Annotated in this window: 10 protein-coding genes; all 10 read left to right on the forward strand. The window is 46.7% G+C overall.

All coding sequences use genetic code 11. The features are described from left to right. Positions 1-399: 399 nt before the first annotated feature. Positions 400-1,062, forward strand: coding sequence for a helix-turn-helix transcriptional regulator (locus ORJ00_RS05460; RefSeq protein ID WP_306139214.1), 663 nt, complete (start codon positions 400-402; stop codon positions 1,060-1,062). A gap of 21 nt (positions 1,063-1,083) precedes the next feature. Next, positions 1,084-1,263 carry a hypothetical protein gene (locus tag ORJ00_RS05465; protein WP_306139216.1) on the forward strand — a complete coding sequence of 60 codons (180 nt, stop codon included), beginning with the start codon at positions 1,084-1,086 and terminating at the stop codon, positions 1,261-1,263. Between the two features lie 6 nt (positions 1,264-1,269). Next, a complete protein-coding gene (locus ORJ00_RS05470) occupies positions 1,270-1,845 on the forward strand; it encodes a hypothetical protein (protein ID WP_306139217.1) in 576 nt (191 codons plus the stop codon). 307 nt (positions 1,846-2,152) lie between these two features. Beyond that, the gene (locus tag ORJ00_RS05475) at positions 2,153-2,992 is read left to right on the forward strand and encodes an alpha/beta fold hydrolase (protein ID WP_306139218.1); all 840 of its coding nucleotides are present in this window, start codon (positions 2,153-2,155) and stop codon (positions 2,990-2,992) included. After that, positions 2,982-4,481 (forward strand): amino acid adenylation domain-containing protein, encoded by a 1,500-nt coding sequence (locus ORJ00_RS05480; RefSeq protein WP_306139219.1) that lies wholly within the window; start codon positions 2,982-2,984, stop codon positions 4,479-4,481. The genes ORJ00_RS05475 and ORJ00_RS05480 overlap by 11 nt, the downstream gene beginning before the upstream one ends. Positions 4,482-4,500: 19 nt before the next feature. Then, complete coding sequence (locus ORJ00_RS05485) at positions 4,501-4,728, forward strand: acyl carrier protein (RefSeq protein WP_306139221.1); 228 nt, start codon at positions 4,501-4,503, stop codon at positions 4,726-4,728. Positions 4,729-4,759: 31 nt separating this feature from the next. Next, a complete protein-coding gene (locus ORJ00_RS05490; protein ID WP_306139222.1) occupies positions 4,760-5,683 on the forward strand; it encodes a chlorinating enzyme in 924 nt (307 codons plus the stop codon). Positions 5,684-5,742: 59 nt separating this feature from the next. Further along, positions 5,743-8,214, forward strand: coding sequence for a penicillin acylase family protein (locus ORJ00_RS05495; RefSeq protein WP_306139224.1), 2,472 nt, complete (start codon positions 5,743-5,745; stop codon positions 8,212-8,214). Positions 8,215-8,216: 2 nt separating this feature from the next. After that, positions 8,217-9,908, forward strand: a complete 1,692-nt coding sequence (locus tag ORJ00_RS05500; protein WP_306139225.1) for a cyclic peptide export ABC transporter — start codon at positions 8,217-8,219, stop codon at positions 9,906-9,908. A gap of 145 nt (positions 9,909-10,053) precedes the next feature. Next, positions 10,054-16,947: non-ribosomal peptide synthetase (locus ORJ00_RS05505; protein WP_306139227.1), on the forward strand; the 6,894-nt coding region annotated here is incomplete at its 3' end.

Here is a 16,947-nt window from a genome sequence, read left to right on the forward strand (position 1 = left end):
TAACTAAATAGTTTCTTATTTATGAACAAAAAGCAATGGTTACGCATTGTTTATTAATAAATCACAAATAAGTTACCATTTAGTTGTTTCATTTCCTCACAACCCCTGTTTAAAGTAACCACTAACAACCCAACCAATGAAGGAACAAAACTTGAAACCACGTAACTCTGGTACCCAAATCAAAATCGCAGCTATCGCAATATTATTTATTGCTTCAAGCTTTAATGTATACGCTCAACCTGACAGCACCTCAGTTGATGCGTCTACCACTGAACCTGTTGTTGAAGAACCTAGACCAGTTATTCAAATCATTTGCACATTAGCTCCGGAGCTGTGCAGATTTCTATAATGTCTGCCCATGTATAAATCCAAACAACTGATTACAGAAGGGAGTGCATAATGAAAAGTTTAGAAGCATTAATTCAGACGATCGAAGACATACCAACTGACGACAAGCTGAATGAGCTACTAAAAGCACTCCCTCTGGAACATGGCTACCACTGGTGCGGTATTTTGTTATTTCGCCCTTTGTCAGCAATGAATCAGGAGGTCGTTAGTTTTGGTGAAATACCGCACAAAATCAAATCAAAGATGACGTCAAACAGTAGGCTATATCGCTACTGCACAAACCACTGCCGGGCAATTGCTGCCAGTGATGTGCTTGATATTTCTGCCAGCGAACATCAGGAGTATAAGCAGATCCTATTGTTACCACTCAAAGGATGTGCCAGTAATAGTGGCTGTTTAATGATCCAAGTTAACGCCGAAACACAAACTTATCTGAAACAGATTGGCTGGTACTGGTCAATTCTGGGGCCTTATTTTTATGACGCGGCACAACGGGTATCAGATCTGAAATCAGCGGTGATTAGCAAAAGAGAGTTAGAGTGCATCCGCTGGGCATCTGAAGGTAAAACTTCCTGGGAAATCAGTCTGATTCTGAGCATCACTGAAAGCACAGTCAATTTTCACTTGGCAAACTGCATAACCAAAACCGAAAGTGTCAACCGACAACAGGCTATTGCGAAATGCTTGCTGCAAGGACAACTTTTACATGTGTAATTCGAGACAAAAGAGTTTTTTATGCAACTTAATCAACCATTGAATACTCACGACCTGAGCGCAGAGTCCTTAGACAATAATCAAATCAGAGAAGAAATTAAATTTCTGATGGAACTGGATCAGTTGGTCATAGGCTCAGGTTTTAATACCCCTATTGCTACACCGACATCACACTACGTCGACTATATTTTGGAGAGCTAATTCGCTATGCTTCAACCGGCAAAAATTGTTGTACCCATGGCGTTATGCATGTCTATTGCTGGCTTTGCCGCTTATCAAAACCCTAGCTCCGAGCTGTACCAGGTTCAGGTTGAAGTTACGCTGGATAATTATGTTCCAGTGCTTATCAAGCAGACTGGTACTGTTAGCGAATACCAGGTACAGAATATTTCCCGGGTCGAAAAAGACCAGGTGCTTTACAAATTTTCAACGCTAACGTCCAGCACACCAATCATGGTTCGTGCTACCAAATCCGGCGTGTTTTATCCTATAGTCAACTTGTACGACCCAATTTCATCTAACCAGGTTACAGGCTACATTTTGCAGCAAGATAGCAAACCAACCATCTTTTTTCAGCTTAAAGGCCCAAAAGCTATCAACACGAATGTTGGTAGTCGCGTGAGTATCAGCGATGGTCATCAGGTCAGAACAGGCTCTATTCAAACCTTGTTCGTAAAACCCGACACTTCACAGGGAGACAAAGTTGGTATTGTGTTTGACGACGGTCTACTTTTTCAGTTACTAAAACCTGGCGCAGAACTGGTGATGACAGTTCATATCTGAATCAACATGGTCTTTATTTTGCCTTTTCTCCACACATGTTTTTACTTTCGTTGCTAGTCTAAAACAAGAATCGTGCTGCAGTAATAGTCGCGAATTTTAACCTGCATCAACCTATTGCAGGTTTACCCTTTCGGTATGAAAGGTCATGTACTTTTAGCCCGTTATGGCTGTCTGACCATTAGAGCCTGACTATAAGATCTCTCAGTTTCGCCTCAGATAAATATCTCCATACTAGAGCGAAATATTCCCTGCCGCCAATTAAGTTGAAGGGTGGTTTACTGGTCTTAGCTGATGAAGATATATGCTCATGATGAATTGTAAAACTCAATTATTCGATGACGTCACACTGACTTACGCGATATCTCGGATTTCTACACAAAAGCCATGGCTGACGCTGATTCTGCCATTTGGCTTTAAAGTCGATACCGCGATGGAGTTTTTTAGCCACTTCGCCGACCGCTACAATCTTTTGACCTGGCAAGCCAGGTTAATTCTGGCACCACATCAGGTTGAAGTTTTACCGGAACAACTCACTGTCGCAAAGCATGCTGAGGATTTGTACACCCTGATGGATGCGCTTAAAATCCAGCAAACTGATTTAGTTGGATATTGCTCCGGTGCGGGCATCGCAATTGCAGCTGCAAATATGCAAAGCGATCGCATAGGACGGTTAGCCCTCGTGAATGGTGAATTCGCATTGTTAACGGATCGCAACGCGGTGACTCAATATGGCGGCGATATCGACGGCGTCCTACCAATGGCCGCAAGAGACCCGGCAACGGCGGAATTTATCCTTCAGCGCATCTCCACAGTCGAACGTGATGCGGTTGATGGGGTGCACTGCAATATTATGCTGCCATTTTCCGATCCATGTTACTTCCATCGTTATGCAATGAACTATGTAAATTACCGGGCAGCACAATTTGATCAACTTGCCTGCAGCGTTATGAACAAAACGCTGTTGCTCGCCGGTGAGCAGGATCAACAAACAAATGTGTACAGCGCCCGTTTGATGCAGCAGCTCATTCCAGATGCTTCGCTGGTTAGCGAACCCGAGGGGGATCACTATGGCATTCTGCGTCGCTACTCTTCTACCTTGACCAATTTGCGCAGTTTCTTTATTGAGGAACCTGAATATGCATGCTGATTTGCCTCCGTTGTTGGTACACCAAGTTTTTGAACAGCAAGCAGCACACCTTCCCAATAAAGTTGCTATTCAACTGGCTGAGCAAAGCCTGACCTATCAGGCGCTGGATCAGCTTGCTAATCAACTTGCCGCCTGTCTGCAACAACTTGGCTTAAAACCAGGTCAGGCTGTCGCTCTGTCGTTAGCTCGTTCTGTTGAAGCCATCATCAGTATACTGGCCATACTTAAATGCGGTGCTTGCTATCTGCCACTGGACAAAGAAAACCCGCTGCCCCGGCAGTTGATTTGCCTTGAGCGAGCCGAAGTGAATATTGTCATCGCCGATCATGAATGCAGTAATTTACTTGCCGGACATCGTCAATGGATTGATCCCCGTGATTTGCACGTTTCAGATAAAACTCAACGAGTGCTTGAGCAAGGGGCAGTATCAGTAAATTCGCCTTGCTATATTATGTTTACCTCCGGCTCAACTGGTGAACCTAAAGGCGTTATCGTTCCGCATCGCGCCGTTACTCGACTCGTCTGCAACAACGCTTTTCTGGATATCAGCCACAACGATGTATTTTTTCAGTTTGCCCCACTGTCGTTTGATGCGTCAACACTGGAAATTTGGGGGCCTCTGTTGAACGGTGCCACCCTCGTACTTTACTCAGGTGATGTACTGGATCCTAATTTATTCATTCAGGAGCTACACGAAAATAAGGTGACAATTCTGTGGTTAACCGCAGCACTGTTCCATCTGATCGCAAACCGTTTTCACAAGGCTTTCTCCCAACTAAAAGTCCTGCTGGCCGGTGGTGACGTTCTGTATCCTCAGGCAATCAAAAAAGTACTGGAACGTTATGCCGATTTAGTCGTTATCAACGGCTATGGTCCAACAGAAAATACAACTTTTACCTGCTGTCATCGCATGACTGCTAGCAATATTCCTGAACAGCAGGTGCCTATAGGCAAACCGATATCCGGCACCCAAATCCATATTCTTGATGAGCTCGGCAATCCTGTTTTGCCAGGTCAAAACGGAGAACTGATTGCTTCAGGTTCTGGGGTAGCTCTGGGATACCTTAATGCTCCCGCTGGTTGTAAGGCATTTTTTGAAGACCCAAATATCGCCGCAGGAATGCTTTACCGAACAGGCGACTTAGTGCGAGAAAATGCAAACGGTGAAATTGAATTTATTGCCCGAAAAGACTTGCAGGTAAAAGTAAAGGGTTATCGCGTTTCGCTTGAAGAAATTCAGAGTCATTTGTTGGAACTATCCGGTGTGGAAGCAGCCATTGTGCTGGCTGAAAAATTTGAAACCGGTGAACAACAAATAGCCGCGTATGTTCAGACTTGTCAGGCTAGCCAGCTAACTGGCCCCTTGATAAAAAATCAGCTCAGCCAACGCCTGCCAGCTTACATGGTGCCGGAGGTGTATCACATCACCGACCATCTTCAAATCAACAAAAACGGCAAAATTGACCGTAAAGCAATTATCGCAAGCTAACCCATGCTAAGGAGTAAACATGTCGGAACATGAAATAAAAACCATCATTTTAAATGCTTTTAAAAGCAAATCAATCCTCGGGAACATCGCCCCGGATCAGGATTTTTTTGATGTTGGCGCGTCGTCTTTGACAGTTGTCGATTTACAAATTCAAATCGAAGAACAACTGCAAAGGTCAGTACCCACCAGTAAGTTAATGGCCAACCCCACCATCAATGGCTGGGTAGAACACTATATAGCAGCCTAATACTGCCCCACTTTTAACAAGGAGAAATTACATGAGTAAGCAATTCGCCCTAAGTGCTGAAGACCTGCAAAAGTTTCGCGAACAAGGATTTATCGGTCCGTTCGATTTGTATGATACTGAAGAGATCAAAGCTAAATATAAACAGATTCGCGCCCAATTATTTGACCGTGATAAGGCAGCCTATGAGCTGGACAACAAGAGTCGCATCGCCGGTTATGACCGTCATCTGGATATTGATGAGCTAAGCGCCCATATCATGCGTAGTGAAATCGTTGACAAGCTGGCCGCAGTGTTAGGGCCGGATATTTTGTGCTGGCGTTCAGAAATGTTCCCTAAATATCCAGGGGATGAAGGCACAGATTGGCATCAGGCAGATACATTTGCTCATGCCTCTGGCAAACCACAAATTGTCTGGCCAAACGGCTCTAATTTTGGTGGTGCCCTGACAGTATGGACTGCCCTTACCGATGCAACCGAAGACAATGGCTGCCTCCGTTTCATGCCTGGTACTCAGGAAGAGATGATGTACGATGAAACTAAAGAGATGAAATACGATCCGAACAACGAAAATAATCTGGAAAAAGACGGTATCAAGCGCGGCTTTTTCGGTTACGACTACCGCAATCTGCAAAAAGATCCCAACTTCAAACCTGACGAATCAAAAGCGGTTTCCATTCAAATGAAAGCCGGTCAATTTGTTATTTTCTGGTCGACTCTGATGCATGCCTCTTTGCCAAACATCACCAAAGATCAAACACGGCTTGGCTTCACATCTCGTTACGTGCCTGCAAGCGTCAAGGTTTACCCGGATTCCGACACGGTAGACGAGTACGGTAGCGTGATGTCGCTGGAGAAATACGGCGTCGTCGTTGTTTCGGGTGAAGACAAGTACCAGCACAATCGTGTACTGACCGAAAACCTGCGTGGTGTATCTTTTGTGAAATCTGCCGCCTAGCGCAAATAAGTAAATGGCCGCATAGCGGCCATTTAGAGTTCGTCAACGCATGGTGATCTATGAAATTTTCAATTGGTAACCCTTATCGTTCCCGTCCCATCCTGACTTTGTTTTCAATTTCTGTATTGCTGCCAGCTATTTTCCTGTTTTATCAGGCATATATTTACCTGCATAGCTCCTTGCCGAATAATCAGGATGTGATAGTCAAAACCGGGCTGCAGCAGCAGGTTGTCATCTCAAAAGATCAATATGGCATTCCATCAATCAAAGCCAAAACTGATCAGGATGCCTTTTTTGCCGTCGGTTACATGCATGCGCAAGACCGGTTATGGCAGCTAGAACTTCAACGTAGAATGGCGCAAGGTCGCTTGAGTGAAGTCTTTGGTAAAAGTGCCTCAGGGTTTGACATCTACATTCGTACATTACGAATTTATAACACTGCAATTGAATCATTGCCCGCACTGAGTCCTGCGGCGCAGGAATCGTTGCAGGCATATGCTGACGGTATCAATAGCTGGTTGGCCCAGGCGAAGCAATTGCCTCTGGAATTCACCTTACTCGATATCAAACCTGAACCCTGGCAACCAGCAGACTCACTTGCTTGGGTGAAAATGTTCGGTTTGAGCATGTCGGGTAATTTTCAGGAAGACCTGAATCGGCTAATGCTGACCGAAACTTTGGGTAAAGCCAAGGTGAATACATTGTATGGTGTCGACAGCAAACAACAAGTAGCCGCAATAACCAAAGCACCCCAGGACACGATGGCTGTACTGGCGCAATTGTCGCAATTGTCGCAGGACTTACATAGCCAATGGAATTTTGGCGGTAAACATATCGGCAGTAATGCCTGGGTGGTTGCTGCACAGCACAGTAAAAATGGGCGTGCAATATTAGCAAACGACCCACATCTCAATATGGAATTACCGTCGATGTGGTACATCGTTGATGTGCAAGGCGAGCATTTTCATACCACCGGCATGTCGATGGTTGGTTCTCCGCTGGTGATGCTAGGGCGGAACAAGCACATCGCTTGGGGCGCTACCAATATGCTAGCCGACACGATGGATTTATATTTCGAGCAGATTAACCCACAAAACACCAATCAGTATCGTCGGGGCGACCAATGGCTCGATTTCAACATCAGGACCGAACTGATTAAAGTTAAAGCCGATTTTCCTGCTTTTTTACGCGAGCCATTAGAGCCACTCAAAATCCAGATCCGTGAAACAGATCATGGCCCAGTGATTTCCGATTTAATTAGTGAAATTAGGCAACCGTTGTCGTTACGTTGGGTGGGGGGACAAATTGGTGATACATCCTTCGAAGCTTTCTATCGTCTAATCTATGCCCATGACTGGGATAGCTTTAACGATGCGCTGTCATTTCACCGATCGCCTGCGATGAACCTGTTCTATATTGATCAGAAAGACAATATTGGCTATCTCGGCACTGGTGATATTCCAATACGCGGTAGAGGAAATGGTAGCATTCCTGTGCCGGGTTGGGATCCTGAATATACCTGGTCTGGCTTTATCCCTAAAAACGAAATGCCGGTTTCACTGAATCCTAGCCAAGGCTACCTTCTATCAGCTAACAACCAGGTTACTAACTCAACCTATCCGTATTTTATTTCTGAAGATTGGGCCGAACCTGAACGTGCTGAGCGCATTAACGACCTGCTATCAGGTCCAATCCAGCGGGGCCAAAAATTGTCAATTTCCGATCACAAGCACTTTCAGCTTGATCTGCTGGATAGCCAAGCACTTAAACTGATACCAACACTACTGACCTTCAGCAGTGATGAGCAACAAGTTCAAGCTGCCGTCGATGTATTGTCAAAATGGAATGGTTCTACGGCCGCAGACCAGATCGCACCCACGATATTTTTTTCCTGGATGCGTCATTTAAAAACTGCATTGTTTTCAGACAATATGGTCAGCCACTGGGGCAATCCAGGTTTAACTGAACGTTTTCAGAGAATTGTTGAGCAAAGTACCTTACAGCGGATTGGTCGTGCGCTGTCAGACAATTCCTTTGACTGGTGCGACGACAAAAGCACCCCGGAACTGGAAGATTGCAACCAGATAAAAAAACAGTCGCTGCAGGCTGCTCTGACTGATCTAAACAAAAAACTGGGTACAGATTTACAAAGCTGGCAATGGGGTAAGGTGCATCGGGTCGCTTATAAACACAGACCATTTACCCACGTTAAAGGCTTGGATATGTTCTTTGACCGCTCATTCGCCCGCGGCGGATCTGCAGACAGTATCAACTTTTCATCAATGAATTACAGCATCGATGAAGGCTATGTGCAAACCGTTGGCCCAGGTTTTAGACATATCATCCAATTCGGCAGCGACCAACCGCAGCACCTGCTTATGAACTCTACCGGTCAGTCTGGCAATGTTGCCAGTATCCACTATGACGACATGGCGAAAGCCTTTATCGAAGGTCAGTATCTGGAACTTGGTGCCAGCGGGCATAAGAGTCAGCTGATCCTGAAACCCAAGGCCTCGACCCAAGGAAAGTAACCATGAAGATATTTAACATCCTGACGACAATTTCACCGCCAAAAGTTTATTCCGCCTTATTACTCGGGACGCTGGCTGGCCTCGCCTATGCCATGCTGATTCCACTAGTGATGAACAGTTTCACTGCTGTTGACGGCTTTAAGGAAGCCTTACAGCAGCCTGTGACATTTCTGACGCTGGAAGTCAGCAAAGCAAGTTTCGCTGCTTTGTTTCTGGTTGCCTGTATTTTGGTGATGGCCGCGCGTACTTTTGCCGAGTTGATTTTAACAAGGATTGCAATAGATGCGGCTTCAGACCTACGCCGTCAGTACTACAACCGAATCCTGCGAGCGCCGTTAAATAAACTGGAATCTGTCGGGGGCCCACAATTAATTGCCTCCATTACAACCGATGTGCGGACTATTATCCAGGGAGCACAGTTGTTACCTGATTTGCTGATTAGTGCAGTTACTGTGCTCGGCATGATGTTGTTTCTACTTTATCTGAACACCGAGGTATTTATATTTTTTTGCGGCGCTCTGCTATTTGGCGTCATCACCTTCCAACTGCCACTGTTATTGGGTTCAAAATACATTGGCCGCGCCAGAGAAAAAGTTGATGAACTGCAACACGCTATTCACGGCAATATATACGGCATTAAAGAACTAAAACTGTGCCAGAGAAAACGCAACGCTTACATGGAAAAAGTATTATGTAAAACCGAAGACGACGTAAGGGGAGCACAAAAAACAGGTTTTACCATTATGCGGATAGCCCTAAATTATGGCGATATTCTGAGCTTTTTTGTGATTGGATTTTTAGCGTTTATTTTCGTAAATTACCACACCATTACCCAGCAAGAGATGTTTGGGGTCATTATGGTCCTGTTATATATTACAGGTCCGATTGGTGTTGTGGTGAATGCTGCACCGCAAATTATAAGCTCCAATATTTCCCTGGCTAAAGTAGAAAAATTATTTGCTGAATTGCCTATCGAAGATATCGACACCGATATCAAACCGCTACCGCAGTGGCAGCAGTTTCAATTGCGCAATCTGACCTATCGCTATGCATCCAAAGATCAAGAGCCGGGTTTTGAAATCGGCCCGCTGAACCTTACTGTCAACAAGGGCAGCATCACTTTTATTGTTGGGGGAAACGGCTCGGGAAAAACCACTTTAGGTAAGCTTATCACCAGCCACTACTTGCCATTGGGTGGCCATATCTATCTGGACAATCTGCCGATCGACCACAAATATGTAGCCTCATACCGTAATGCAATCTGCGCTATCACTTCTGACTTTTATCTTTTTGATCAACTACTTGGTGAAGCAGAAAATGCGGATATTGCAGTAATAGAGGATTATCTTGAAGAGCTATGTCTGAGCGATAAGGTGAAAATTCATCAGGGGAAGTTCTCTACTTTGGCGCTGTCTGATGGCCAGCGAAAGCGACTGGCACTGCTAATCGCGTACCTGGAAGATAAAGACCTGTATTTGTTTGATGAATGGGCAGCCGATCAAGACCCTGAATTTAAACAAATTTTTTACCGACGCATCCTGCCTGAGTTAAAAGCCAAAGGGAAAGCCATCATCGTCATCAGTCACGATGACAGCTATTTTGATGTGGCTGACCATGTCGTCAAAATGCAAAATGGTCACTTCCGACCTGCCGCCGAAATACAAGTGCTCCCCCCCGCCACCAAGGTTGGATAATTTTTTGTATCGATAATGTGGGCTTTTTACGCAGATAAAGCCCACTATTTACACAGACCGCCCTAGTAGATATGTGAGTTAAAAAAAAACCTCAGCCGAGCATAATTTCTTACTGATATCTAACAACCAAAGATTGTGAGAATTTATGATGGGCAAGGCTAGTTTTCCTCTTACGTTATCTCAGCAAGATATTTATTTTGACCAGTTGCATTATCCGCAAAGCCCGCTTTACAACGTGGGTGGATATATCAGCATCCTAAACCTTGATGAGCAACGGCTGCAGGATGCTCATCGGCGTCTGATTAGCCAGCATCAGGCTTTTGGCATCCGCATTGTGCAGTCTCATCAGCGTGCTGCCGAACAATACATCAGTGATATCCGCTCAGCTGAACTGCCCCTGATTGATTTCAGTCAGTATTGCGACAGTGAGTCGCAAGCACGTCACTGGCTCCAACAATTGTTTGAAACCCCCATCGATTTTATTGACACTGAGCTTTACCGCGCTTACTTACTCAAAATCAGTGCCAACCATTACTGGTATGTCGGTTTTGCCCACCACCTTTGTATGGATGGCTGGGGCTTTGCAAATTGGGCCAATCGTCTTGGCCGGCTTTACAATGACCTTGATGAACCAAACCACAGTGCGCTGACCTGGCAAGACGTTTCAGACAAAGATCAGAACTATCTGTCCTCAGCCAAATTTCACCGCGATTTGGCATTTTGGGCAGAACAATGTAACCAGTTCCCTCAGAAGCCGCTTGAACCTTTACACCAGTTTAGGTCACAACCACACACCGATACCCCCAGTGTTCGTATCAGCAGGGTGTTAAGTTCACAGCAATACCAGAGTATTCAGCAAGCTGCGACCGCTTTTGGCGTGACGGTAAACCAAATTCTAGTAGCGTTACTAGCAGTTTACTTTGAACGATTTCATCAGGCCGCTGATCTGGTTTTTGGTATGCCTGCACATAATCGCCAAGGCCATGACCAAAAACAGATGATCGGTATTTTTACCAGTATTAGTCCGCTACGAGTCTTATTTGATTCAACTCTAAGCTTTCGGGCCTTGTGCCAGCAGCTGTTGACGCTGCAAAAGAAAGTGTTTCGCCACCAACGTGCCCCCATCGGGCAAATTGCAGCACACCTTGGTATCAAAGACGCGCTGTACGACATTTCGGTTAATTATCTCAAGCTGGACAGCCAGTTATTAATTAATGGCCATCAGGCTGAATTGGTCTATCTCAGTCATCATCACGAGATTACTCCAATTACTTTTACACTGTGGGAATATGGTAAGTCTCATCAACTGGAACTGATGATTGATTACCGACGTGACTACTTCGATGACGCAGATATTCAACGCATGTTCCAGCGCATTGATTATCTGTTGGACACATTGCTCACACAGCCAGAGGCGGCAATAGCAAACCTCCAGCTTTTACCAGCACAGGAACTCCTGCAGTTACAGCAATTTTCTGGGCAGCCGCAACAAGTGGATGCCAGCTTGCACTCAGTGCAGCAACAATTTGAGTGTTATGCAGCTCTGCAACCTGAGAGCATCGCCGTGATCTGTGCAGAGAATTCAATCACTTATAGTGAGCTCGACGAAAAAGCGAATTTACTGGCCAGGATGTTAATCCGGCATGGCGTCAAACCAGGAGATTTTGTTGGTTTATTATTCAGCCGTTCAATTGATTTGATTATTAGCCTGCTGGCAACTCTGAAAGCCGGTGCTGCTTACGTCCCAATAGACCCTGACTACCCAATAGACCGCATCATTTATATGCTGGACAATGCCGGTGTCAGGTTATTGCTGGGCCAGAGTTGCCATTGGCAGAAATTGCCTGATATCACCGCACGTAAACTGGAAATTGCCGACTTGTTTGCCCAAGCGCAACTGGACAATCTTCCCGCCACCCAGCCGCTGATTACCTTTTCCAACGCTCAGGTGATGTGCCTGCTCTATACCTCAGGTTCCACCGGCAGACCAAAGGGTACGCTACTTAGCCATCGAAACGTGCTGGCTTTTCGCCATGTTATTCAACAGGACTACGGCATCACTGCACAAAATAGGGTATTGCAGTTTGGTTCAACCTCCTTTGACATCTTTCTGGAAGAGCTATGCGCCTCTGTTTTTAATGGCGGTACGCTGGTAATGCGTGATCAGCTCGTTTTATCGGGTGGTGCTGAGTTCTGGCAATTTATCAGCCGCCATCAGATAACTGTAGCCAGTGTTCCAACGGCCTTCTGGCATCAACTCTGTCTTGATCATCCCGCTTTGCTAACGACAGAGCATAGTCCCCTGCACATAATAATTGCAGGGGGTGAAGCCATGAACAAGTCTGCCGCGGTGCAATGGCAAACTTATGCTGGTAAACATATTCGGGTATTTAATGCTTATGGTCCGACTGAATGCACCTGTATCAGCAGTCTGTTTGATCTTGCCAGTTTGACTGAGCAATTTCATCAGGTGCCGATTGGCCGTCCAAGCCAGCACGCCAACCTATACGTGTTAGACCGCTTTAAACGACTGGCGCCGGTTGGCAGCTTGGGTGAGCTTTATATTGGTGGGCCAGCCGTATGTATGGGTTACCTGCAACTGCCCGAACAGACCGCAGACAAGTTCATCCAACATCCGTTTCTTGATGGTACCCTTTATAAAACCGGTGATCTGGTACGCTGGCGTACAGATGGCAATCTGGATTTTATTGGCCGCGCTGATACACAGGTAAAACTGCGTGGCTACCGGATAGAACTTGGCGAAATAGAAAGTGCCTTGCTAACTATCCCACAAATCATCGACGCTGTGGCCGTTGTAGACACTGAGCGGCAACGCCTGCTGGCATATATCGTCTGCAATACCGTTGGCCGAACTAATACCAGCCCGCAGCAGGTGAAAGAAGCCCTTACGCCCCTGCTACCCGCCTATATGCAACCCCAGCATGTGATTATCCTCGATAAGCTGCCTTTAACGCCTAACGGCAAGTTGGATCGCCAAGCCCTGCCAGCGCCCAGCGTTGAACTAGGCGAAAACATTGAGCTGCCTGCCACTCCAGCAGAACAACACATGCTGCAGATATGGCAAGCGCTGCTGCAAGTGGAACCCTTAAGTGTCAGCGCCAATTTTTTTGCCGCCGGGGGTGACTCGATCCTGGCCATTCAGCTGATTTCGCGGCTGAATGAAGCCGGTTTCAACACGAACGCCAAAACATTGTTTGAACATCCGACAGTTCGTGAACTAGCGGCACAAGCGCTGGCAGAACCACGCGCGATTGTTGATCAACAACCAGTTCGCGGTAACCTGCCCTTGCTACCAATCCAGCAGGCTTTTTTTCAGGCAACAACAGAGGGCATGCATCATTACAACCAGTCTCTGTTGCTAACAGCCCCGAAAGTGTTTGATCAAACTATGCTGACAACGGTGCTCAAGGTGCTGGTAGAACGGCATGATAATTTACGTCTGACTGCGAAAAGCATTGACGGGCAATGGTGCTTACAATACCAGGACGGCACTGCCGACTGGTTGGCCAACGCAGTGGATTATTATCAGACAGACAAAGTTGGCGCCGACTTCGATATTCAGCTGAACCAACTGTGCGAACAAGCACAACAACAATTTGTATTACATCAGGGACCGTTATTCAAAGCCTTGTTGATAAACAATGTCAAAGATCACAGCAACTTATTACTGTTAGTTTGCCATCATCTTATCGTTGATGCCATGTCATGGCGCATTCTTCTGGCCGATCTGGAGAATGCCTATCTGCAATTGTGCGAAAACAAACATATTAACCTGCCGGCGAAGACGGCTTCTCAGCAATGCTGGGCGCTGTGGCTGCAGGATTTTGCCCATTCAGAGCAGATAGAAGCACAACGTGCATACTGGGTGGCACAGGAAACGGCCGTTGCGCCGGCGTTACCGGTGACTACTTTTACCATAGCAAACAACACCCATGCCTGTACAACCCACATTCAATGTCAGTTGGATGCTGAAAACACCAGCCAGTTAATTAGTGGTACCCAGACTGCGTACAACACCCGGATTAATCATTTATTAATCGCCAGCCTTAGTCTTGCATTGCAACAATGGACAGGGCAAACCAGCCTCAAAATTGACCTCGAAAGCCATGGTAGAGCACAGCCAGACGGTTCGCCCGACATCAGTGAAACACTGGGTTGGTTTACCAGTATTTACCCTGTCGCGATGAACGTAGCAAAGTCCGGCGACATTCGCAGTGCTATTATCACCGCAAAAGAAACACTAAATGCGATTCCAGACCATGGTTTAGGCTATGGCCTATTGAAATATCTTAGTGATAAACCATGGTCAGCGTGCTTGCCATCTGACACGCAGACGCCAATTCTGTTTAATTATCTGGGACAGCTAGATCTGGCCATAGCCGCCGGACATAAGTTCACGCTGAAAAGTGACGACCCGGGAAGCCGCGTCAGCCCGCTGCGGGAACGGGAATATTTGCTTGAAATAAATGCCTGGGTCAGAGCGGGCCAGTTGGTTTTCGATGTGGCCTACAATAATACTCAGTTTGATGCGGCCGCCCTAAACCAATTTAGCACATTGCTTATTAAGGCTCTGGCTGACGTTGTGCAACATTGCTATCAACAAACCTCGACGACTTTTACCCCGGGTGACTTTCCGTTATTGCGCCTGAGCCAGCATGACATTAACAGCCTGCAGCAACAGCACCCAACCCTGAAAAATCTCTATCCTTCCACTGCAACGCAACAAGGCATGCTGTTTAACACTGAGCTTGGTGAGTCTATTTATGTCAGTCAGTTGGTGATGGAATTACAGCACCTAGATATCTGCCGGTTTAAGGCGGCCTGGCAGCAGGTAATTGCGCGGCATGACATTTTCCGTACCCGCTTTATCGGCGAAGCGAAGCATCAGTTGGTTGTTTCAGAGCAGCCACTAGAATGGCGGCTGTTAGATTGGAGAAACGAGAGCGATGATCACCAACACCTATTTGACCAGCTACTGGCTGCAGATAAGCAAAAAGGATTTGATCTGAAAGCAGCCCCGCTGATGCGTTTCACGCTTGTACGGTTGGACGATAAAACCACCCGTGTGCTCTGGACTTGTCATCACGCACTTATTGATGGCTGGACTGTCGGCTTAATATTCCGGGATTTAAGCCAGTTCTATCAGCACGATCTAACAACGGCATTGCCCCCTGCACCACAATTTAGCCACTACCTGCAATGGCTGGGACAACAAGACCTCAGTGAGGCGGAAAATTTCTGGCGGGAATATCTGGCGCAAGCTGAGCCCGGTTGCGGTATTACCAGCTACCAACCAGTAGACATCACGCAAACAAGCACAGACATTGTCCGTCGTCTTGACGCATCCCTAAGCCGCGATCTTGAAGCAAGAGCCCGCTCGTTACAGATCACAACCAACACCTTATTACAGGCCGCCTGGGCTTTGTTGCTCGGTATATATACCGGCAGTAGCTCTGTTACTTTTGGAGCAGTCAGCTCCGGACGACCTGCCGGGTTGCAAGGGGTAGAAGATATTGCAGGAGTGTTTATCAATACCTTACCGGTGTGTATCCAAACAACATCCGACCAATCTGTTCGCCACTGGCTACAACATATTCACCAAATGGGACTGCAAGCCAGTGAATATCAGTATTTATCGCTAAGCAGGATCCAGCAGCTGTCGGGTTCAGATCACAGCGCACCGCTATTCAATACACTGCTGGTATTGGAAAGTTACCCGCTTGATCAAGCTTTGTTTCATCAAGGAGAAGAAGGTCTTAATGTCTCTCAGATAACGTCGCTGGAACAAACCGAATATGACCTGACACTACAAATTATCCCGGGCAACGAGTATGAACTCACTCTCAAATATCAACCGGAAAAATATCAGCGCACCTTTGCCGACGATTTACTTGGGCAGCTATGCATTATCCTTGCTGACCTGTTAAACCCAGCCAAACAACAACTTGGGCAACTAACCTGCCTAACAGAACATCAACAAACGCTGGTTCATCAAGCCAGACAAATCTCAGCAGGGCATTATCCGAAAGACCAGCTGATTTCCACTGCATTTGAATATCAGGCACAACAACAACCCGATGCAATAGCGCTACAAAATGACAAATATAAGCTGACCTATAACCAGCTTAATAAACAGGCTAACCAGTTGGCCCGCTGCTTGGTAAGCCTGGGAGTGCAGCCGGGGGATCTGGTCGCGATCGGCCTACCCCAGGGACCCGATCTTGTGCTAACCATGCTGGCAGTGTGTAAGGCCGGAGCAGCATATCTTGCTCTGGACGCAGACTATCCGCCAAGCCGGCTGCAATTTATGATGGACGATGCTAATGCCACCTTACTGGTCACCCAGACAGAGTATTGTGTTCTCGAAGCCTGGTCAGACACTATGACCCTGTATCTTGATCAACATCCGACTCTAACTGGCATTGACGATACCAATCTACCGCTGCCGGCAATGTCTGCCGACAAAAGTCTGGCTTATGTTATCTATACCTCTGGCTCCAGCGGCACCCCAAAGGGGGTTATGATCAGCCATCTGGGTATCGCACGTCTGGTGTTAAACAGTCAGTACATGCAACTGTCATCAGATGATGTAGTGGCTCAGCTAGCCAGTTGTGCATTTGATGCAGCGCCCTTTGAAATTTGGGGGGCATTGCTCAATGGTGCCCGCCTGCAATTTATTGATAAAACCACCATGTTGGATGCCCGGGCATTTGCTCTTGCACTGAACAAACATGGCGTGACCTCAATGCTGTTGACCACGGCTGTTTTTAATCAGCTCGCCCATCATGCACCCGCGACCTTCAGCCAGGTTCGCCAGGTTTTCTTTGGTGGTGAACAGATGGATAAATCAGCTGTAGACAAAGTGCTGCAGGCGGGTAAACCACTGCGGTTGATTCATGCTTATGGACCCGCAGAAAACAGTACTTTGAGTACCGTTTTCTACATCACCCAGCCTGAAGCTGACAGCTACCCTATCGGACTCGCCATTGACGGCACCGCCAGCCGTATCATCGGCGCC

The organism is Rheinheimera baltica, assembly GCF_030731985.1.
Taxonomy (GTDB): Bacteria; Pseudomonadota; Gammaproteobacteria; order Enterobacterales; family Alteromonadaceae; genus Alishewanella; species Alishewanella baltica.

What these genes read in the sequence shown, in the direction of transcription:
- ORJ00_RS05495 (WP_306139224.1), top strand. Translation starts at nt 5,743, where the DNA reads ATGAAATTTTCAATTGGTAACCCTTATCGTTCCCGTCCCATCCTGACT.
- ORJ00_RS05500 (WP_306139225.1), top strand. Translation starts at nt 8,217, where the DNA reads ATGAAGATATTTAACATCCTGACGACAATTTCACCGCCAAAAGTTTAT.
- ORJ00_RS05470 (WP_306139217.1), top strand. Translation starts at nt 1,270, where the DNA reads ATGCTTCAACCGGCAAAAATTGTTGTACCCATGGCGTTATGCATGTCT.
- ORJ00_RS05490 (WP_306139222.1), top strand. Translation starts at nt 4,760, where the DNA reads ATGAGTAAGCAATTCGCCCTAAGTGCTGAAGACCTGCAAAAGTTTCGC.
- ORJ00_RS05465 (WP_306139216.1), top strand. Translation starts at nt 1,084, where the DNA reads ATGCAACTTAATCAACCATTGAATACTCACGACCTGAGCGCAGAGTCC.
- ORJ00_RS05485 (WP_306139221.1), top strand. Translation starts at nt 4,501, where the DNA reads ATGTCGGAACATGAAATAAAAACCATCATTTTAAATGCTTTTAAAAGC.
- ORJ00_RS05460 (WP_306139214.1), top strand. Translation starts at nt 400, where the DNA reads ATGAAAAGTTTAGAAGCATTAATTCAGACGATCGAAGACATACCAACT.
- ORJ00_RS05475 (WP_306139218.1), top strand. Translation starts at nt 2,153, where the DNA reads ATGATGAATTGTAAAACTCAATTATTCGATGACGTCACACTGACTTAC.
- ORJ00_RS05480 (WP_306139219.1), top strand. Translation starts at nt 2,982, where the DNA reads ATGCATGCTGATTTGCCTCCGTTGTTGGTACACCAAGTTTTTGAACAG.